Here is an 18,820-nt window from a genome sequence, read left to right as displayed (position 1 = left end):
CATTCATTTCCACCGTAAAAGTAATCATTTTAAAATAACCAAATAATCTGTTTTAATGGAAAAATAAATATGAATTGCCGTCATTCAACCTTTCCAGGTCATGGAGAAAGTTTTACAAGAAGCGATAATTAATATATCTAAATAACCGTTTTATGACCTCGATAGATATAAACCACAATACCGGAAAAACAAATCTGCAAACTGTCAACCATGCGCCAAACCCCATCAGAGCCAGGATGGCACCTTGCTTTTGATCCCAGGCTAGCGACCCAAACCAGAGCGCGCCTCCCCAGACCAGGCAAGTGACTGCGATGCAAAGAGCCCACTTGGCATGAAAGACCACTTGCCCGTACCGATATACAGCGCTATTGATCCAGCGTCTTGCTGCAGTTCTACGATTGTTGGTCATGGGAAATTAACGTAATCAGATGGAAATAAATATGAAGCACTATTATTTTTAGTAGCATGATAGTCGTTATTTATTTTAACTCAGAGTGGCTATAAAGTTAATTGGTAACTTGATATTATGTTGTATATAAAACTCAAAACTCCAGTTCTTTATTCCATGTCTTCTCAGCGGTTAAAAATGCCAATTCCGGGTTTTTCACTTTGATACCCATTTGCAGAGCTTCTTTGGCAGCCAACTCCCGAAACGTCACTGACCCTGTGACGAATACTTCACCACCAAATTTTTGAGAGGCCAGTAGCAACCCGGCGCGCATGGCTTGTGGGTCGTTCACTTGCGTCACATCGATCCGCGGTCCACTGTCGGTCAGTCGTACCGTGCCACGGGTGTCAAGGTATTCAATGCAGTGCTCTGGTGTGATCCTGAGCCGGGCTGTGCGGATGTCGAAGTCGTCGGGTCGTACCGTGCCCCTGATGCTGTTTTCCCGGCTTGCTGCAGGGGCGGTATGGCCGAGGTCTTCGCCCTCGATGCCTGCCTTTTGTTTGGTTTTGTCTCGCTGGGCCCGATAGCGCAGCCCGCGAAGTGCGGAGATTGCCGCTTCGTTGCCTAGCGCCGCCTGCCGCTCCAGCCACGGCAACCATTCCATCGCGTTGGCATGTGTAAGCGCCAGGCGTTCACGCTTTTGCCGGTCTGCCAAGTCTTCCATCGCCGCCGTGCGCTGTGCTGCCCACAGGAGTCTCGCCACCTGGCTCCCATATTGATTTTGCAGATGGGTCAGGGTCCCGGTTTTAGAAGCCGCAAGCTGTTGGAGCAGGTCAGATTTTTCTGCTTTGTGAAGCTCTCGCAGCTCCAGCCTTGCGGCCTTGCGGTTGTCTTTAGCCGTGTATTTTTCTGACTTGTATTGCTCAAAGAGTGCTGTGCGTGCAATGGCACGATCCATTCTGGCTTGATCGCGCTGTTCGCCTCGCCCGGTGCACCCGGGATATTCCTGCGAGTCCGGGTCAGTACCACAGGCAACACGGGCAACGTAATCGTTGTAAGTGGCTCCGTCAATCGACCGGTTGGTCGATGAGGTCTGCCCTATGGGAATGTTGGGCGGCTGGTATTCACCAAAGCGCTTTTGCAAGCGCCCCAGACTCAGTGCATAGTGAACGGCTGACGCTTTGGTTTGCGTTGCCTTGTCGAGCATGTCGGTCTCGAAAATCAAGCCGGATTTGACTTTCACCACACGCAGGCCTCTGGCGACGCATGCGCGATGGAACTCCTGCCAGTTCTGCGTTGCAACCAGCTCTGGTGCAACCTTGTTGTTGAGCCAGCCGGCCAGTGAGGGCAGTCCTGCCTTGACTTCCCCCATGCGCGCCTTCACAGCAGGTGCATGCGGTGCAAGTGACTTGTCGGTTTCAAGTCCAAGCTGGCGGCGCAGCGCATGCGTCAGCCGCTTGATTTGACCGTCAATGACCACGTGGGGGCCGTTGTCATGCTGCCAGCCCTGTTCAAGTTCGATCTCCCGACAGGTTTTGTCCAGCACAAGGAAGTCATAGCGCGGTGGCCCGGTCAGTACCAAATGCTCAGGGTGGACACGGTTGGCAATGATGTGAATGTGGTGGTGGTGATCTTTGTCGCGGTGGATCGCAAAAAATGCCTGGTTGTCGGCCATGCCAACCGCTTTGAGCGCCTTGGCGGCTGCGACCGTGGCCTGGTCAACGGTCGGCTGCTCGCCAGCCTTCCATGAAAGGACTACGTGATAAAACGGATTGGTTTTGGGATGGGCTCTTGATCTTGCCGCCCAGGCCCGCGCCGTGCTGTCCATCCACTTGATGATTTGCCTGCGATCATCCGGGTCAGTGGGGTTGAGGCCCTCCATGTTGAAGGATGCAGCTTCCAGCACACCATCGCGCGCCAGGTAATTGGCGCCATCCTCTGGACCGTAGTGGCCAGGTTCGGGTTGTTCAGCTGCCTTTTTGAGGTCGTCAACGACATAGTTGGCTGCGCTGGCCACCGTTTTCCAGGACTTCTTCAGCATGATGACCTTAGCCAGCATGGACCCTTCCGGCTGCCCTGTCCTTGCCACCTGAGGCGGTTGCTTCCAGCGTGTCAGCGCGCTCACGCAGCTCATGGATCAATGCCCACCATTTTTTTCGGTCTTCTGCCGTCCAGCGGATATCTCTGGCCGGGTACAGGTGCTTGAGCATGGCACCCAGACGACGAAATTCGTAGCCAGCCTGAGCTCTGTCAACGGTGACATAAACTGCGCCATGCAAGGTGGTGTCGCGGATCATCTGCGACACACTGACGCCCAGCGCTGCTGCACGCGCGTTGAAGCGGTCTGCTTCATCGGGCGAAACCCTGAGTTTCAAAAACGTTGAACGCGGCATGATCAAAAAAGATTAATCGACAGTTCACCGCGTTGTGCGCGCCGTGTCGCCACGACGACGGTAGACAGGCTGATTGACAGTACCACGCCGGACATTCTTTTCATTTGCATCTCCAATCGACTATCCGCCACGACGGCGGATAGCCAATACGGGTGCGTCGCAAGTATGGACGCGCGCGCCTGTGGTGAGTTTGGCTGTTGGGCTGAAACGGACTGACAAGGCAAACAAAGCGGAGCGACTTTGTTTTGACAGTCCGTTTGAGCGTCGCCCAGGGGTTAGCCTCACGGCTGGGGTTGTCGAATGACATCCCCAATGAGTTGAATCATCCTTTCGGATATTGCGACAACGATCGTTGTCGGGGTGGCATTAGGCAAACCGGGTGCCTTGCAAGCTTGGCTGGGTTTCGGGCAATTCGCAAAGAATTTTTTCGAATTGACCAAGATTGCGAAACTTGCGTGACCATTCGGACACGAGACTGAACCTTTCTGCTGGGCTGAAACGGACTGGCAAAGGCGAACAAAGCGAAGCGACTTTGTTTTGACAGTACGTTTGAGCGTCGTCCATGGGTTAGCCTCACGGCTGGGGTTGTCGAATGACATCCCCAATGAGTTGAATCCGGGCTGCGTGTGGATGTTGCGATAGCGATCGTTACCCGAATGGGACAAGACAAGCCGGGCGCTTTGCAGGATTGGCTTGGTTCAAAGAATAGAGCGCGGGCTGAAAGCATCGTCAAAATTTTCTGGCTTGAACGCCAACAAAAACTCGATTTGGCTTAAAAATTGACTACCGGGAGAAACCGGCACAAAACGGGCACACTGAAAAGGCAAGCAACGGGCACAGTTCCGGCACAAAACGGGCACACTTCCGGCACAAAACCGACGCAATTTTGGAAAAACCCGAGACACTCCTTTCCATTAAAAACCCCATCCTAAAGCGTACAGACGAAAAAAATCCCCTGTAAGTCATTGATCTACAAGGGATTTTCTAAACTATCTGGCGGAGCAGGGGGGATTCGAACCCCCGGGGGATTTTACTCCCCGCACGCTTTCCAGGCGTGTGACTTAAACCGCTCATCCACCGCTCCGAAGCGCGCTAGTTTAACCGAGCGATGCGCCTGTTTCTGGCGCATCCCAGGTTTATGCAAAAAGAAAAAGCCACCCGAGGGTGGCTTCTTTGAATGATCAAAACGATCAGTTCAGAGCAATCTTCTTGCCGTCTTTGTAGGTCGACAACGTCATGGACGGATTCTTCATTTCGCCAGTGGGTTCAAACGCAATGCTCGCTGTCACACCCTTGTAGTTGGTTTCGATGAGCTTGGGGGTATATACCTTGGGATCGGTCGAATTGGCACGCTTCATTGCATCCACCAGAACAAACGTCGCATCGTAGGTGTAGGGGCTGTAAATCTGGAACTGACCCGGGTACTTGGCGTCGTACTTGGCCTTCCAGGCGGTACCGCCCGGCATTTTGGCGATCGAGGATCCACCTTCGGCGCAAACAACACCATCAAGACTCTTGGCGCCCGAGGCGATCTTGATAATTTCGGTGGTGCATATGCCGTCGCCACCAAAATACTTGATGGCCGACATACCCAGCTGGTCCATCTGGCGCAGCATGGCACCCGCTTGGGCGTCCATACCACCGTAGAAAATACCGTCGGGTTTCTTGGACTTGATAGCCGTCAAAATGGCCATGAAGTCAGTTGCCTTGTCGGTTGTGAACTGCTGGTCAACAATCTCGATGCCCTTGGTTTTCGCAACTTTCGAAAACACCTCGGCGACGCCTTGACCATAGGCGGTACGGTCGTCAATCACGGCAATTTTCTTGAGCTTGAGTGAATCAGCTGCATAAAACGCCAGCCCTGCACCCAGCGCCAGATCGTTGGCGATGATGCGGTAGGTTGTCTTGTAGCCTGGCTTTGTCAGGTTGGGGTTGGTGGCTGCACCGGTGATGTGCGGAATACCGCAGTCGTTATAAATCTTGGAAGCTGGAATAGTGGTGCCTGAGTTCAGGTGGCCGACAATGCCTGCGACCTTGGCATCGCACAGTTTTTGTGCAACCGCTGTGCCCTGTTTTGGATCAGCTGCATCATCTTCGGCCGCGATCTCGAACTTGATTTTTTTGCCGCCAATGGTGACGCCCTGTGTGTTCAGGTCTTCAATCGCCATGCGAACACCGTTCTCATTGTCCTTGCCGTAGTGCGCCTGACCACCCGACATCGGAGCCACGTGACCAATTTTCACGACCATATCTTGCGCCAGCGCCACGCCAGCTGCGGCCCCGATAGCCGCTACAACTGTCAATTTCAATTTCATCTGCATAGACAACTCCAAGTTAAATAAATTGTGAATCGGATAATTCAGCAACGCGTACGATAACGCAATTTTTGCGCCATCATCATAGGGTAGTCACCAAGAAACACGATCCAAGTGCATAAATTCGCCTTATTCAAGCGGTCGCGCGGGGCCGGGGTTGGCCAATGCGTCAATCACCGCCTGGCGGGTGAACATCTCCATCTCGTCCTGAAGTTTCGCGCTGACGTCAGCCCAATGACGCGAAACGGTGGCTCGCACCAGACGGTCAAACTCCTCCTGCAGTCGCCGCTCGAAAATCGGCTGGATCTGTTGCTTGACCCGTTTCACCATGGCCTCGGTTTCAGCTTGAGCCGGTTTTGCCAAACCCGTCAGGGTACGAGGGTCGACCACTTCGGTCAAAGTCGGAATGAATCTGGGCAGTGGTTGATTGGGTGTGTTCATGGCGAGCCAGCCTGCAAATCGAACTTGACCGGCTCAAAACCAGCCGCCTGGTAGCGCTTCCAGCGCAGCCGCGCCAGTCTGAGTTCTTCATCGTCGGGCGCAACCACTTCGATGACCCGTTCAAACGCCTCAAACCCACGCGGCATCTCGGGACCGAGATTGACCAGTACGGTGACATCGGCAACACCCGAAACGTCGCTTGACAGAATGACCGGTGACCGCTGCTGGATGCGTTGTGGCGCATCCAGCCCACAATGTGGCACAAAATCAACCGCGGAAAAGGTCCACAAATCCAGATCGAGCTGCTTCAGCGCCTGGTCTTCACCGGTCACCATGAGGCGGACCCCTTTGCCCACGGCCTTGCGAATGAGTCGACAGGTATAGCCAGGCTTGTCGGCCACCGGCAAATGAAAGGCAACGGCAGTCACAGCGTAAGGCCTATTGCTCAAGCGCCATCAGATAGTCCAGAAGCAGTCCCACGGGGCGCCCGGTCGCACCTTTGGCGCTCCCACTCTTCCAGGCGGTTCCCGCAATGTCCAGATGTGCCCAGGAAAACTTGCCGGCAAATTTTTGCAAAAACTTGGCGGCGGTAATGGCGCCTGCGGGCCGACCCGCCACATTGGCGATGTCGGCAAAATTGGTTTTCAATCCATCCGCATACTCATCGTCCAGTGGCATTGGCCAGCACAGGTCCTGCGACGATTCGCCCGCCGCCATCAACTGCGCAGTCAAAGCCGGATCATTGGCAAACACGCCGCTGCGCACCCCCCCCAGCGCAATCACACACGCGCCGGTCAGTGTTGCAATATCGACCACAGCACGTGGCTTGAAGCGCTCGGCATAAGTCAACGCATCGCACAAAATCAATCGCCCCTCGGCATCGGTATTGAGGATTTCAATGGTTTGGCCGCTTAGACTGGTCACCACATCACCAGGTTTGACTGAACGGCCATTGGGCAGGTTCTCGCAGGCCGGAATCAGGCCCACCACGTTGATGGTCGGTTGCAGTTCGGCCAAGGCGCGAAACACGCCCAGCACACTGGCCGCGCCACACATATCGAACTTCATTTCGTCCATTTCAGCCGCTGGCTTGATGGAAATGCCGCCACTGTCAAACGTGATCCCCTTGCCCACCAAGACCGTTGGCGGCTGGGATTTGCCCGCCCCGGTATAGCTCAACTCGATGAAGCGCAACGGTTGATCTGAACCTTGCGCCACCGCCTCAAACGCGCCCATGCCCAGCTTGGCGACCTCTTTGGGGCCAAGAACCTGGCATTTGACGCGCGGCCACTTGGCCAGCGCCCGTGCTGCGTTGGCCAGCTTGCTGGGCGTCGCATGATTGGCCGGGCGGTTGCCCCACTCTTTGGCCAACTCGATACCCAGCACTGCAGACTTGGCCTGCTCAAATGCGGGCTTCAGACCGTGATCATTGGTCAATACCAGATCGACCCGGTCAATGGAACGCCCCTCAGGCTTGGATTTGGTTGTGGTGTAGACATAACTGGCATCGGCCAGCGCAGTCACCGCAGTGCGCAGTTGCAAGGCGTCAGGCTTGAAAGTCAGATGGCAGACGATGTGCTGCGGTTTGTGGCTTTTCAGCAGTGTCAGCGCTGCGCCAATCGATTTGCGCATGTCAGCCGCAGACGCGTCGGCCAATTGCACCAACACCAGTCGCCGGCAAGACCAGCCCAGGGGTTGGTAAATATCGAGCAATTGGCCAGCCTTGTCGCCAAGGTCGCCAGATTTCAGGACTTTCGCCATCAAGGACGACAAAGCATCTTTGCCGGGTGAAAAAGCGCGGTTGACCAACACCAGAAGGGCGTCGGTTTTTTCCTTGACAAGGTCAAGCTGGGCCAAAGTTTGAAGCTCAAAGTTCATAATCAGGGTTTTCCTTCGTTATCAATGTTATTCCATTCCTCTTTACGTCGGGAGCTGTCGCGCAGCTTTGGCGCCACGCTCATTGTGCTGGTCACCGTGGTGATGACCATGATGCTGATCCGCACGCTGGGTCAGGCCGCACGCGGCAGCTTCAACCCGTCGGACGTGACCCTGGTGATGGGCTACACAGTTTTGGCATATTTGCCAACCCTGCTCACCATGAGCCTGTTCATCGCCATCATTGCCAGTCTGTCCAGAATGTACCGCGACAGTGAAATGGTGATTTGGCTTTGCAGCGGCAAAGGCCTGGCCAGCCTGCTGCGGCCGTTGATGCGTTTTGCCTGGCCGGTTTTTCTGGCCGTGGCGACGCTGTCGCTGCTGGTCCTGCCGTGGAGCAAGCAGCGTATTGAAGACCTGAAGAGCCAGTATCAGCAACGCAACGACTTGCAGCGCATCACACCCGGACAGTTTCAGGCCTCGGCCAATGGCAGTCGTGTGTTCTTTGTGGAGAAAAATCTGACCGAGGAGAAGACCGGATCCAATGTTTTCATTGCGAGCACCGAAAACGGCAAGCAGACGGTGACGTCGGCGCGCAGCGGGCGCGTCGAAACACTGCCGCAAGGCCAGTTCCTGATGCTCAGCCGAGGTCAGCGTCTGGAGAGCAACCTGACCACCCACGACCTGAAGCTCAGTGAATTTGAAACCTACGGCACTCAGGTCAGCACCAAAGTGATCGACCAGGTTGGTGCCGCCCCGGCCAACACGCTCTCCACAATGGCACTGATCGAAAGCGGCACCACCCGCAACCTGGGCGAACTGTCGTGGCGCATTGGCCTGATCCTGGCATCGATCAACTTTGTCATCATTGGCGTGGCAGCCTCCAGCGTCAACCCGCGCGTCAACAAAAGTGTCAATCTGGTGTTTTCCTTGTTTTCTTTCATCACTTACTACAACCTGATCAACCTCGGTCAAAGCTGGATCGTTGCCGACAAAGTAGATCCACTGCGGTTCATGCTGGGTTTACATGGCGGCATTTTTGTGCTGGCCGTCCTGTGGCTGAGCAAGGTTCACAACAACTGGGACTTGTCCCGCTGGGCACGCAGGCGCACACCTTGAGAACACTGCGCCGCCTCATTTTCGGAGAAGTCATCTACGCCGTGGCGTTTGTGACCCTGGGTTTTCTGTCTCTGTTTTTTTTCATTGACTTTGTCGAGGAACTCCAGGCCCTGAGTCGGCAAGGCAACGTCAGCTACAAGCTGGTGCACGCGCTGAGCTATGTGGCGTTGTTGATCCCCAACCATCTCTATGAGCTGATGCCCATCACCGTCTTGATCGGGACCATCACTGTCATGGCCCGGCTGGCACAAAGCTCCGAGTACACCATTTTGCGCACCAGCGGTTTGGACCCCTGGCGCGCCCTGCGCACGCTGCTGACACTCGGACTGGGGTTTGTGGTGCTCACCTTTACGGTCGGTGACTATGTGGCCCCGCTGGCCGACCGCACGGCCCAACTGCTGAAGGCGCAGTTCACCGGGCGCATCGTGCTGGGGCAAAGCGGTACCTGGTTGAAAGAAAAGCAGGCCAACAGCCATTTTGCGGTGAACGTGGGCGAAATTGCGCCCGACGGCAGTCTGCGCACGGTGCGCATCTTCGAGTTCCAAAACCAGGGCCAGCTGTCGTCGATGTCACAGGCTGAGTCAGCCGTCATTGCCAACGATGGTGCATGGCAACTCAAACAGGTGCAGCGCACCGAGTTTGCGACGCAGGCCGGTATCCCAAACCGAGTCGACCGCGTGGTGTTGCCGACCCTGCGCTGGCCGAACCAGATCAGCGCCGAGATGGTGTCTGCTGCGCTGCGTGATCCCGATCGAATGAGCACATTGGCCCTGTTCCAGTACATCCAGCATTTGGACACCAACGGTCAGTCGGCCCAGAAGTACGAGATCGGTTTCTGGCGCAAGGTGTTTTACCCATTGAGTTGTCTGGTCATGGTGGTGCTGGCCTTGCCGTTTGCCTACCTGCACTTTCGCTCGGTTGGCATTACGGCGTATGTGTTTGGTGGCGTCATGGCCGGTATCAGTTTCTTTTTACTGAATAACGTTTTTGGTTATATTGGTGACTTGCAAAGCTGGAAACCCTGGCTGGCAGCAGCACTGCCGGGCTTGATCTACTCTGCTCTGTCCCTCACCGCATTTGGCTGGCTGGTTCTTCGGCGATGACCTGATACGGGTGTGTGGCTTTACATTTTTCAATCCAAAGGACTTTCATGCAAGCAACCGTTCTGTTTGGTCATGGCTCCAGTGACCCAAGCTGGCGTGTTCCCATCGACAAGGTGGCGCAACGCATACGCGACACTGAACCCGACGCTCAGGTCAGATGTGCGTTCCTGGAGCGCACCGAACCTGATCTGCCGACCACCGTCGCTGAACTGGTACAAAGCGGTGCAACCGGGATCACCATCGTTCCGATGTTTCTCGGTGTTGGCAAACACGCCCGTGAAGACATGCCGCTGCTGGTGACACAACTTCAGGCGGACTACCCCGATGTCTGTTTTGCACTGCAGCCGTCGGTTGGCGAGGAACCCCGGGTGATTGACCTGCTGGCTCGCATTGCCAGTCCGCTGGCCAGTGCCACTCGCAGCTGAGAAAGGCCAAGCTCTGCCATGCCCTGCCCGCCCCTACAATCCAAGCTGCCCCATGTGGGCACCACCATCTTCTCGGTGATGTCTGCCTTGGCGGCCGAGAAAGGGGCTGTCAACCTGGGCCAGGGTTTCCCTGATTTTGCATGTGACCCGGACTTGGTCAGTGCCGTGACCCGCGCCATGCAGCAAGGTCTGAACCAGTACCCGCCGATGCCCGGAGTCGCCGCGCTGCGCGACGCCGTTGCATCAAAAATAGAAGCAATGTATGGCCGCCGGTATTGCGCTGGAACCGAAATTACCATCACGGCCGGTGCCACCCAGGCCATTCTGACCGCTGTGCTTGCGTTGGTGCACCCGGGTGATGAAGTCATCGTGCTTGAACCGTGTTACGACAGCTACCAGCCCAACATCGCACTGGCCGGTGGCACCGTGGTGCGGGTGCCATTGACCCCTGGCAGTTTCCGGCCGGACTTTGAAAAGATCGCGGCGGCCATGTCGCCCCGCACACGCGCCATCGTCATCAATTCACCACACAACCCCAGCGGCACCGTCTGGTCTGCCGCAGATATGCAAGCCCTTGAGGCCCTGCTCGCTCCCACCAATGTCATCCTGATCAGTGACGAGGTGTACGAACACATGGTGTTTGATCAGCAGCAGCATCAAAGCGCGGCCCGGTTTGCCGGGCTGGCCGAACGAGCCTTTGTGGTGTCCAGTTTTGGCAAGACTTACCATGTGACGGGCTGGAAGGTCGGTTATGTGGCAGCACCCGCCGCGTTGATGAGTGAATTCCGCAAAATCCACCAGTTCAACGTATTCACTGTCAATACCCCGATGCAGTACGCGCTGGCAGAGTTCCTGACCCAGACCGCACCCTACCTGACGCTACCGGATTTTTACCAGCAAAAGCGTGACCTGTTTCGTGCCGGCTTGAAACACACCCGGTTTGAATTGTTGCCCTGTGAAGGCACCTACTTTCAGTGCGTCAGTACGTCCCGCATCAACACCCTTGGTGAAGCCGAGTTTTGCCAATGGTTGACCGCCGAGGTGGGAGTGGCGGCCATTCCGTTGTCAGCGTTTTATGCCAACGGGTTTGACCAGCAAGTGATCCGATTTTGCTTCGCCAAGAAAACCGAGACCTTGGACCTGGCCTTGCAAAAGCTGCAGCAACTTTAAGAAACAGGGCTCATCCGGCCGCTTTTTTGGGCGGCATCTGTTCAGGGCGAAGCGGCGGGTTCAACAAGGCGTCGGCCAGCTCAATATCCACCGCCTGATGGTTGGCGTCAAACAGCGGCAGTTCGTAGTCGTTCCAGCCACGTACACCGGTTTTCATCGAGTAGACCGCGGTAAAACCCATTTGTTGCAGCGTCAACGCCGCCAGAGCGGTGCGGTTACCGGAACGGCAGACCAGCACCACCGGCTGGTCCCGGGCGGTTGCCAGAGCCGGCACGGTGTCGGCATAACCCCAATCACACGCTGACTCCAAAATGCCCCGTGGTACCAACAGCGATCCGGCAATGTGAGCCGCATCAAACTCGGCCTGCTCCCGAATGTCGATCAGCAGAGTTTGCGGTTTCTCTTGCTGCAAAGCCTGAACGTCCCAGGGCATCAGTTCCTGAATGTGCGGCAGCGTATCGGCGACCAGCGTTGAGAAGTTCTTGAATGTCATTTTGCCCCGCTGAAACTCAGGCCTCCACCACACCGAAACGCACCAGCTCGCCATCGGCAAACTCGACGCTGCGGCCAAAACCAATGCTGCCGGTGCCCTGCAACATCATTTCTTCGCGGCGCAGCACCAGCTCCGCCTCACCGTCCTGGTGCACAAAGGTGCCATTGGTGCTTTGGTCGGTGAGGAAAAACTTTTCCTGGCGCAGTTCGATAAAAGCGTGTTGCCGCGAGGCCATTTTGTCGGAGACGACGAAATTGCAAGACAGGTCGCGCCCCATCATGATGCGCGGACAAAGCAGGTTCATGAAATAAGTATCACCACGAAAGGTCAGGTTCAACTGCACCTGACGTTGCATCACCGCAACAGAGGGTGTTGCCATGGTGAGGTCGTCATTGGTCTGCCAGATGATTTCACACACCGCAACGCTGTCTTCTTTACCTTTGATGGAAAGTGCAGCGATCTTGCGGGTGGCGGTGCGCAAAATCTTGGGCAGTTGCATCACCGTGGCGCAGGTGGCCATGATTTGTCCACCTTTGGCCAGGCCCGTCATGCGCGCAGCCATGTTGACCGTGTCTCCAAACACATCGCTGCTGGTGCGGATGACAAATCCGACGTGAAAGCCGATGCGGATACTGCGCCGATGCCCCTCCACCTGAGGCAGGTCCGATACCCTGAGCTGGATATCCACGGCGGCGCGCCAGGCTTTTTCAGCGTCGGGCAAGACACACATCAGTTCATCACCAATGGTCTTGATCACTTCACCATCGCAGCGCGCCACCACGGCGCGCATCAAATCGAGGCACTCGTCCACCAGTTGCTTGGCTCTGGCGTCGCCAAAAACGTCATAAAGGCGGGTGCTACCAGCCAAATCCGCAAACATCACCGCGACAGAACCACCAGAAGATTTCATGCAAAACCTGTTGAAGTTCCGGCACTTTAATCGAAATCAGGCACACTCTGCCTGAAATTGCGTCTTGCGCCCTCAGTGTTGTGTTCTGCCCGCAGTGGTGAACAGGTAAATACCGGCCACCACGAACAAGGTTCCGAACGCCACCCAGCCGGTAAATGGCTCATCCAGTAACAGAGTTCCCATCAGGATGGTAGACATCGGGCCAACCATACCGGTTTGTGCCGCCAGGCTGGCACCGATGCGCTCAATCGCCATCATCACCATCAACACCGGCAGCGCGGTGCACAAAGTGGCATTCAACAGGGACAGCCACAGCACTTCAGGCACCACCACGGCTGCGCTCAAGGGCCGCAACAGCACAAACTGCCCAATGCACAGCAGACAAGCGGCGGTGGTCGCCCACCCCACCAACCGCAAAGAGCCAAGGCGTTGCACCAACTCGCCGCTGAAACTCAGGTAAACCGCGTAACTCACGGCACTCAAAAAGACCAGCAAGGTACCCAAGGCGGCATCGGCACCTTCAAGCTGAATCTCGTGGCCAAATACCAGCAACACGCCGCAATAGCTGATCGCCATGCCCAGCATTTGACGGCGCGTGATATGGCGCTTGAACAATACCAGGCCCAGCAGCAAAACCAGCGTCGGATTGAGATACAGGATCAGTCGCTCCAGAGACGCACTGATGTAGGCCAGCCCGGCAAAGTCGAGAAAACTGGCCAGGTAATAGCCGCTGAAGCCCAGCCCGAGCACCCCCCACCAGTCGTGTCGCGTCATCGCCGCTTTACCCCGGCTTGCCCACCAGGCCATCAACGCAAAAAACGGCAAGGCAAACAACATTCGGTACATGATCAGAGTCACAGCATCCACGCCATGACGGTATGCCAGCTTGACAATGATGGCCTTGCCACTGAAGGCAACCGCACCCAGTGTCGCCAAAATCAATCCGGGCACTACATGGTTAGGAGCTGCGAACCCTTTATGCATAAGCGCTTGAAAGCAAGTTTGTATTAATTTTCAACAAAGGTCTGTTCCCGCTTGCGCCGCACTTCAGGCAGCAGCACCAAACCCAGCAATATCAGTGCCGCCAGCAGCAAGATGGCCGACAAGGGTCGCGAGACAAACACAGTCCAGTCGCCACGCGACAACAACAAGGCACGGCGCAGGTGCTCCTCCAGCATCGGTCCCAGAATAAAACCCAGCAACAGCGGAGCCGGCTCCATACCCAGCTTGATCAACACATACCCCGCCGCGCCAAAGAGCGCCACCATCCAGATGTCCCAGACGTTGTTGTTGGTTGAATACACACCGACCGCACAAAACAGCACAATGGCCGGAAACAGCCAGCGGTAAGGCACCGACAGCAACTTGACCCAGATGCCAATCAGAGGCAGGTTCAACACCAGCAACATGGCATTGCCAATCCACATCGAGGCAATCAGGCCCCAAAACAGCTCGGGGTTGCTGCTCATCACCTGCGGTCCCGGCTGGATATTGTGGATGGTCATGGCGCCAACCATCAGCGCCATCACCGCATTGGAGGGGATGCCCAACGTCAGCAAAGGAATGAAAGAAGTCTGCGAGGCCGCATTGTTGGCGGCTTCGGGCGCGGCCACGCCGCGGATATTGCCTTGGCCAAAGGGCGTTTCCCCAGGCTGCAAGCGTGTTCTCTTCTCCACCGTGTAAGCGGCAAATGCCGCCATCACAGCACCACCGCCCGGCAATAGACCCAACACAGCGCCCAAACCGGTGCCACGTAAAACGGCAGGCAACATGCGCCTGAAGTCGACTCGACTGGGCCACAAGCCCTGGACCCGAGTGGTGGTCAATTGCCGCTGCTGCGAACCATTGCCCAGATTGTGGATGATCTCGGCGTAGCCAAAGACACCCATGGCAATCACGATGAACCCAATGCCATCACTGAGTTCGGCCACATCAAAGCTGAAGCGAACCATGCCCGAGTTCACATCGGTGCCAACCAGTCCCAGCAGCAATCCCAGCAACACCATGCCAATGGCCTTGAGCAAATCACCCGAGGCCAATACCACTGCGCCGACCAGCCCGAGCACCATCAGCGCACAGTACTCTGCCGGCCCGAACACAAAGGCCAGTTCGATCAGCGGCACGGCAAAAGCCGCCAGCACCAGCGTGCCCACACAACCGGCAAAGAAGGAGCCCAGACCGGCCGCCGCCAATGCCGGCCCCGCGCGACCCCGTCGCGCCATCTGATAGCCATCGATGACCGTGACGACCGAACTGGCCTCACCCGGCAGGTTGACCAGGATCGCCGTGGTTGAGCCCCCGTATTGCGCCCCGTAGTAAATCCCTGCCAGCATGATCAGCGCCGACACTGGCGGCAAGGCGTAGGTGGCCGGCAACAACATGGCGATGGTCGCCAATGGCCCGATGCCTGGTAACACCCCGATCAGCGTACCCAGCAAACAACCGGCAAACGCATACACCAGATTCAACGGCGTAAACGCCACACCAAAACCCATGGACAAATGTGCGAGCAGCTCCATTCTGGTGCGCCCCTGCGAATCAGTCCAGCAGAAAGGACGGCCACACCGGAAACTGCAGCCTGAGCAGCAGCACAAAGGCCACATAACTCAACGCTGCCAGGGCGGTGGCCAGCAAGACGGTCTCACCCAGCTGAAAACGTTCGCCCGCTAGGCTGGCCACAACCGTCAGCAGATACACGCCGACCACAAAACCCACCGGTGGCACACCCAGTGGCGGGATGCCACCCAGCGCAACGCCAAAGACCAGATTGGCCGCAAGAATGAAGAACAAAGGCCGCAGTGCCCACGCTCCGCTCGACTTTGGTCGAGTTGAAGACCGCAAGGCCGTCCGGAGCATCAATATGTTTCCCAACAGCGCCAGCATCGCCCCCAGCAGCAGCGGGAAAAAACCTGGCCCCATGCGGCCGCTGTTGCCCAGCGGGTAGCTGGATGCGACCCAGGCAAACGCACCGCCGACCAGAGTGAACAGCAGTCCGGCCAGAAAGTCCTGCTGGCGGATCACGCGAAAAGGGTCGGCCATCACTGCAGCGGCGGGGTGGACGACAGTACCTCCTCAAGCACCGTCAGTCCTTCGGCCACACGCAGGGCGCCAGCCAGGCGCAAGGGGCGCATCCCGTCGGTCATGGCCTGGCGTTTCAACGCATCGGCACTGGGCTCCTTGGTGATCAGATTCTTGAACGCTTCAGAGGCCACCAACAGCTCATACAAGCCCATGCGTCCCATAAAGCCGGTCATACGGCAATCCACACAACCCACCGCCTTGAAGGGCTTGTAGGCACCACTGAGCTGCCAGGGTTTGACAACCTCAGCCAGTGCATCGCGTGATGCTGCCTCGTCGGGCACTTTGCATTGCGGGCACAGCGTGCGCACCAGCCGCTGGGCCAGTACCCCCAGCAGGGTGGCGTTGATCAGGTACGAGGGCACACCGAGTTCAAGCATCCGCGTCACCGCGCTTGGCGCATCGTTGGTGTGCAGGGTGGAAAACACCAGATGCCCGGTGAGCGCAGCCTGCACCGCCATCTCGGCGGTGGCCTGGTCGCGGATTTCACCCACCATGATGATGTCCGGGTCCTGCCGCATCAGGGCCCGCAACCCTTCCGGAAAACCGAAATCCAGCTGCGGCTGCACCTGGGTCTGATTGAACGCTGGCTCGATCATCTCGATCGGGTCTTCGACCGTGCTGACGTTGACCTCTTCGGTGGCCACACGTTTGAGGGTCGAATACAAGGTGGTGGTCTTGCCCGAGCCGGTGGGGCCGGTGACCAGAATAATGCCATTGGGGCGTTTGACCAGCGCCTCCCAGCGCTGCGCGTCGTGCGCCGAAAAGCCCAGCGCATCCAGGTCCTTGACCGTGGTTTCAGGGTCAAAAATACGCATCACCATTTTTTCGCCAAAGGCGGTCGGCAGTGTCGAGATCCGCATCTCTATCTCGTCCCCACTGGGGTTGCGGGTCTTGATGCGCCCGTCTTGCGGACGGCGTTTTTCCACCACGTCCATCCGGCCCAGCAGCTTGATGCGCGCCGTCATGGCTGCCAGCACCCCCATGGGCATCTGGTAGACCGGGTGCAGAACACCGTCGATGCGAAAGCGGATCACGCCCTGCTCGCGCCGAGGCTCCAGGTGGATGTCGCTGGCACGCTGGTCAAACGCATATTGCCACAACCAGTCCACCACCTGCACCACACTTTGGTCATTGGCGTCAAGCTGGCGATTGCTCTTGCCCAATTCCACCAATTGCTCAAAGCTCGAGCCCGCGTTATTGCCCGCCTTGGCCGCCGCGCGAACCGACTTGGCCAGAGCAAAAAACTCGACGGTGTACCGGTGAATATCCTGCGGATTAGCGACCACACGGCGCACACTGCGGCGCGACTGACGCTCCACCTCGGCCACCCAATCGGTCAAAAACGGCTCGGCGGTGGCCACCACCACCTCATGCGCTGTGACCTGCACCGGCAAAATCTTGTGCCGCTCAGCATAGGCCGGGCTCATGGTGTCGGCCACCTTGCTGACATCCACCTTGAGCGGGTCGATACGCAGGTACGCCAGTCCGGTGCGCACGGCCAGCCACTGCGTCAACAACTCCAGATCCATGGGTTTGTCGTCACTGGCACGGCGCACCGCCACGGCGGCCAGGCGCACCAGCGGATGCTGCGCGCTCTCGGCCTGCGCACAGCGGTTGACGATGCGGGTGGACTCCTGCGGACTGATCACGCCGTCGGCCTGCAACCATTGGACCAGGCTGCGCCAATCGAGTGGTCCACGCTGTGACGGAGTAACGGGTGGTTTGGGGTTGGTGTTGTGACTCATGACATCAGTGGTTTGACAACCCGCACCCATTTATCGGCGGGCAAACCCCAACGGGACTCGATCAGCGCTGCGCGTGCCATCATCAGTTCGCGTTTGGGTCGCATCGGGGTGTGCTGCGCCAGCACCACGGTGTTGCCTTCGCGGGTTGGCCGGAACGACCACACCGCATCCTTGCCAAATGCCGCAGAAATCTTCTCCACACTGCGCTCGAAACTTGACGCGCGGCCAAACAGATTCACTGTCATCACCCCCGACGCCGTGAGCAGACGCCGGCAATGGTTGTAGAACGGCAGGCTGTCAAGCACGGGGGCAGCCGCCTCGTGATCGTACAAATCCACCTGCAGCGCATCGACGGTGCCCCAGTAAACAGGCTTCAGTATCTCTTGAGCGGCGTCGGCCAGCACCACCTGCAAATCCGGGCGATCATCCGGCAACTTGAACCCATGGCGACAAGCCACCAGCACCTGCGGATTCAGTTCGATGGCCAAGGTGTTAGCCATGCGCAGTTCCTTGTGGCAGAACTTGGTCAGCGATCCGGCCCCCAAGCCAAGCTGCATGGCACGGCGGTCTTGCACCGAATCGGCTTCAACAAACAGCAACCAGGCCATCATGCGCTGGATGTACTCGTGAACGAGTCCGATCGAATCTGCCAAATACATCGAACCCTGAATCCAGGGGGTACCCAGATGCAGATGCCGGACCGGGCCGTCGTCAGAGAAATTGGGCTCGGGCAGTTGAGATCGTTTTTTCAAGATGCGCAAATTATCCCCAATCGGCCCGCTCAACCCAGACGCGCCAGTTCAATCTTCAGACAACGATCCTGCACTGCCACCAGTCCGGCGGCCTGCGCCCTGGCCAGAGCCGCGTCATTGGATATGCCCAGTTGCAGCCAGATGGCCGGCAATTGCAGGGCAATGGCCTCATCCACCACCGGCGGCACATCTTCGCTGTTGCGAAACACGTCGACCAAATCAATGTTCTCATGCAGCGCCGCATCCGCCAGCGTGGCATAAACCTTCTCCCCCAAAATGGGCTCTGCACTGGCCGCGGCCACCGGGTTGACCGGCACAATGCGCCAGCCATGAGCCTGCATATAGGCCGCGACGTGATAACTTTCGCGGTGTGCCTTGGGTGATAGACCGACCATGGCGACGGTCCGGCAATTTTGCAGGATGTGTGCGATCGCCTGTGGTTCGGTCAGGGTTTGCGCTTGAGAATTGGTCATGATTGATCTTGATCAGTGGGCAAAACGCCATCTTACGCGCTGGTGCTCTCCGCTCAGCCGGTCAGCCTGGAAAACAATGGCTCTATACTCTGCAACCGGAAAAGCGTGAGCAACGCGGGTGTAGTTCAATGGTAGAA

The 18,820-nt window shown here is 57.2% G+C and carries 18 protein-coding genes and 1 tRNA gene; 4 read left to right on the top strand and 15 right to left on the bottom strand.

Annotated elements, in window-relative coordinates; translation table 11 throughout:
* Positions 1-542 precede the first annotated feature (542 nt).
* From traI to KBF66_RS14890, 7 genes are all read right to left on the bottom strand, one after another.
* Positions 543-2,447, bottom strand: coding sequence for a TraI/MobA(P) family conjugative relaxase (gene traI / locus KBF66_RS14920; protein WP_296658701.1), 1,905 nt, complete (start codon positions 2,445-2,447; stop codon positions 543-545).
* Complete coding sequence (locus KBF66_RS14915; RefSeq protein ID WP_296658699.1) at positions 2,437-2,781, bottom strand: ribbon-helix-helix protein, CopG family; 345 nt, start codon at positions 2,779-2,781, stop codon at positions 2,437-2,439. The genes traI and KBF66_RS14915 overlap by 11 nt, the downstream gene beginning before the upstream one ends.
* Positions 2,782-3,775: 994 nt before the next feature.
* Positions 3,776-3,865: transfer RNA gene (locus tag KBF66_RS14910), tRNA-Ser, on the bottom strand.
* Positions 3,866-3,971: 106 nt separating this feature from the next.
* Positions 3,972-5,102, bottom strand: coding sequence for a branched-chain amino acid ABC transporter substrate-binding protein (locus KBF66_RS14905; protein WP_296658696.1), 1,131 nt, complete (start codon positions 5,100-5,102; stop codon positions 3,972-3,974).
* Between the two features lie 123 nt (positions 5,103-5,225).
* Positions 5,226-5,537 carry a hypothetical protein gene (locus KBF66_RS14900; RefSeq protein WP_296658692.1) on the bottom strand — a complete coding sequence of 104 codons (312 nt, stop codon included), beginning with the start codon at positions 5,535-5,537 and terminating at the stop codon, positions 5,226-5,228.
* Complete coding sequence (locus tag KBF66_RS14895) at positions 5,534-5,965, bottom strand: DNA polymerase III subunit chi (RefSeq protein WP_296658690.1); 432 nt, start codon at positions 5,963-5,965, stop codon at positions 5,534-5,536. The genes KBF66_RS14900 and KBF66_RS14895 overlap by 4 nt, the downstream gene beginning before the upstream one ends.
* A gap of 10 nt (positions 5,966-5,975) precedes the next feature.
* Positions 5,976-7,415, bottom strand: a complete 1,440-nt coding sequence (locus KBF66_RS14890) for a leucyl aminopeptidase (protein ID WP_296658687.1) — start codon at positions 7,413-7,415, stop codon at positions 5,976-5,978.
* Positions 7,416-7,439: 24 nt separating this feature from the next.
* Between KBF66_RS14890 and lptF the strand changes: the two genes are divergently transcribed.
* The 4 genes from lptF to KBF66_RS14870 are packed head-to-tail and all read left to right on the top strand — an operon-like array spanning position 7,440 to position 11,229.
* On the top strand, positions 7,440-8,531 hold the full coding sequence (gene lptF / locus KBF66_RS14885) for an LPS export ABC transporter permease LptF (protein ID WP_296658684.1): 1,092 nt from the start codon (positions 7,440-7,442) through the stop codon (positions 8,529-8,531).
* A complete protein-coding gene (gene lptG, locus KBF66_RS14880) occupies positions 8,528-9,634 on the top strand; it encodes an LPS export ABC transporter permease LptG (RefSeq protein ID WP_296658681.1) in 1,107 nt (368 codons plus the stop codon). Before lptF ends, lptG begins: the two co-directional genes overlap by 4 nt.
* A 47-nt stretch (positions 9,635-9,681) precedes the next feature.
* The gene (locus tag KBF66_RS14875) at positions 9,682-10,059 is read left to right on the top strand and encodes a CbiX/SirB N-terminal domain-containing protein (protein ID WP_296658676.1); all 378 of its coding nucleotides are present in this window, start codon (positions 9,682-9,684) and stop codon (positions 10,057-10,059) included.
* A gap of 18 nt (positions 10,060-10,077) precedes the next feature.
* Positions 10,078-11,229: a pyridoxal phosphate-dependent aminotransferase gene (locus KBF66_RS14870; protein WP_296658673.1), complete on the top strand. Its 1,152-nt coding sequence runs from the start codon at positions 10,078-10,080 to the stop codon at positions 11,227-11,229.
* A gap of 10 nt (positions 11,230-11,239) precedes the next feature.
* Here KBF66_RS14870 and KBF66_RS14865 read toward each other — a convergent pair whose 3' ends face one another.
* The 8 genes from KBF66_RS14865 to KBF66_RS14830 all read right to left on the bottom strand — a co-directional run bounded on the left by KBF66_RS14865 (position 11,240) and on the right by KBF66_RS14830 (position 18,683).
* Positions 11,240-11,722 (bottom strand): rhodanese-like domain-containing protein, encoded by a 483-nt coding sequence (locus KBF66_RS14865; RefSeq protein ID WP_296658670.1) that lies wholly within the window; start codon positions 11,720-11,722, stop codon positions 11,240-11,242.
* A gap of 16 nt (positions 11,723-11,738) precedes the next feature.
* On the bottom strand, positions 11,739-12,632 hold the full coding sequence (locus KBF66_RS14860) for an adenylate/guanylate cyclase domain-containing protein (RefSeq protein WP_296658666.1): 894 nt from the start codon (positions 12,630-12,632) through the stop codon (positions 11,739-11,741).
* 72 nt (positions 12,633-12,704) lie between these two features.
* Positions 12,705-13,616 (bottom strand): DMT family transporter, encoded by a 912-nt coding sequence (locus tag KBF66_RS14855; protein WP_296658662.1) that lies wholly within the window; start codon positions 13,614-13,616, stop codon positions 12,705-12,707.
* A gap of 23 nt (positions 13,617-13,639) precedes the next feature.
* Positions 13,640-15,151 carry a tripartite tricarboxylate transporter permease gene (locus KBF66_RS14850; RefSeq protein WP_296658658.1) on the bottom strand — a complete coding sequence of 504 codons (1,512 nt, stop codon included), beginning with the start codon at positions 15,149-15,151 and terminating at the stop codon, positions 13,640-13,642.
* A 19-nt stretch (positions 15,152-15,170) separates the two neighbouring features.
* On the bottom strand, positions 15,171-15,671 hold the full coding sequence (locus tag KBF66_RS14845) for a tripartite tricarboxylate transporter TctB family protein (protein ID WP_296658653.1): 501 nt from the start codon (positions 15,669-15,671) through the stop codon (positions 15,171-15,173).
* Complete coding sequence (locus KBF66_RS14840) at positions 15,671-17,458, bottom strand: type II/IV secretion system protein (RefSeq protein WP_296658648.1); 1,788 nt, start codon at positions 17,456-17,458, stop codon at positions 15,671-15,673. The genes KBF66_RS14845 and KBF66_RS14840 overlap by 1 nt, the downstream gene beginning before the upstream one ends.
* Positions 17,455-18,213, bottom strand: coding sequence for a spermidine synthase (locus KBF66_RS14835; RefSeq protein WP_296658704.1), 759 nt, complete (start codon positions 18,211-18,213; stop codon positions 17,455-17,457). The genes KBF66_RS14840 and KBF66_RS14835 overlap by 4 nt, the downstream gene beginning before the upstream one ends.
* A 26-nt stretch (positions 18,214-18,239) precedes the next feature.
* Positions 18,240-18,683: a CoA-binding protein gene (locus KBF66_RS14830; RefSeq protein WP_296658645.1), complete on the bottom strand. Its 444-nt coding sequence runs from the start codon at positions 18,681-18,683 to the stop codon at positions 18,240-18,242.
* Positions 18,684-18,820: the final 137 nt, after the last annotated feature.

This window comes from Rhodoferax sp. (assembly GCF_018063565.1).
Classification (GTDB): domain Bacteria; phylum Pseudomonadota; class Gammaproteobacteria; order Burkholderiales; family Burkholderiaceae_C; genus Rhodoferax.
Note: the sequence above shows the minus strand (reverse complement) of the source record. Positions and strands in the feature narration are given on the sequence as shown.

Bases quoted from the DNA above. Each gene is read 5' to 3' on its own strand.
- KBF66_RS14845 (WP_296658653.1), bottom strand. From the start codon at position 15,671: ATGGCCGACCCTTTTCGCGTGATCCGCCAGCAGGACTTTCTGGCCGGA.
- traI (WP_296658701.1), bottom strand. From the start codon at position 2,447: ATGCTGGCTAAGGTCATCATGCTGAAGAAGTCCTGGAAAACGGTGGCC.
- KBF66_RS14900 (WP_296658692.1), bottom strand. From the start codon at position 5,537: ATGAACACACCCAATCAACCACTGCCCAGATTCATTCCGACTTTGACC.
- KBF66_RS14905 (WP_296658696.1), bottom strand. From the start codon at position 5,102: ATGCAGATGAAATTGAAATTGACAGTTGTAGCGGCTATCGGGGCCGCA.
- KBF66_RS14890 (WP_296658687.1), bottom strand. From the start codon at position 7,415: ATGAACTTTGAGCTTCAAACTTTGGCCCAGCTTGACCTTGTCAAGGAA.
- KBF66_RS14875 (WP_296658676.1), top strand. From the start codon at position 9,682: ATGCAAGCAACCGTTCTGTTTGGTCATGGCTCCAGTGACCCAAGCTGG.
- KBF66_RS14860 (WP_296658666.1), bottom strand. From the start codon at position 12,632: ATGAAATCTTCTGGTGGTTCTGTCGCGGTGATGTTTGCGGATTTGGCT.
- KBF66_RS14830 (WP_296658645.1), bottom strand. From the start codon at position 18,683: ATGACCAATTCTCAAGCGCAAACCCTGACCGAACCACAGGCGATCGCA.
- KBF66_RS14840 (WP_296658648.1), bottom strand. From the start codon at position 17,458: ATGAGTCACAACACCAACCCCAAACCACCCGTTACTCCGTCACAGCGT.
- lptF (WP_296658684.1), top strand. From the start codon at position 7,440: ATGTTATTCCATTCCTCTTTACGTCGGGAGCTGTCGCGCAGCTTTGGC.
- KBF66_RS14915 (WP_296658699.1), bottom strand. From the start codon at position 2,781: ATGCCGCGTTCAACGTTTTTGAAACTCAGGGTTTCGCCCGATGAAGCA.
- KBF66_RS14850 (WP_296658658.1), bottom strand. From the start codon at position 15,151: ATGGAGCTGCTCGCACATTTGTCCATGGGTTTTGGTGTGGCGTTTACG.
- KBF66_RS14865 (WP_296658670.1), bottom strand. From the start codon at position 11,722: ATGACATTCAAGAACTTCTCAACGCTGGTCGCCGATACGCTGCCGCAC.
- KBF66_RS14855 (WP_296658662.1), bottom strand. From the start codon at position 13,616: ATGCATAAAGGGTTCGCAGCTCCTAACCATGTAGTGCCCGGATTGATT.
- KBF66_RS14870 (WP_296658673.1), top strand. From the start codon at position 10,078: ATGCCCTGCCCGCCCCTACAATCCAAGCTGCCCCATGTGGGCACCACC.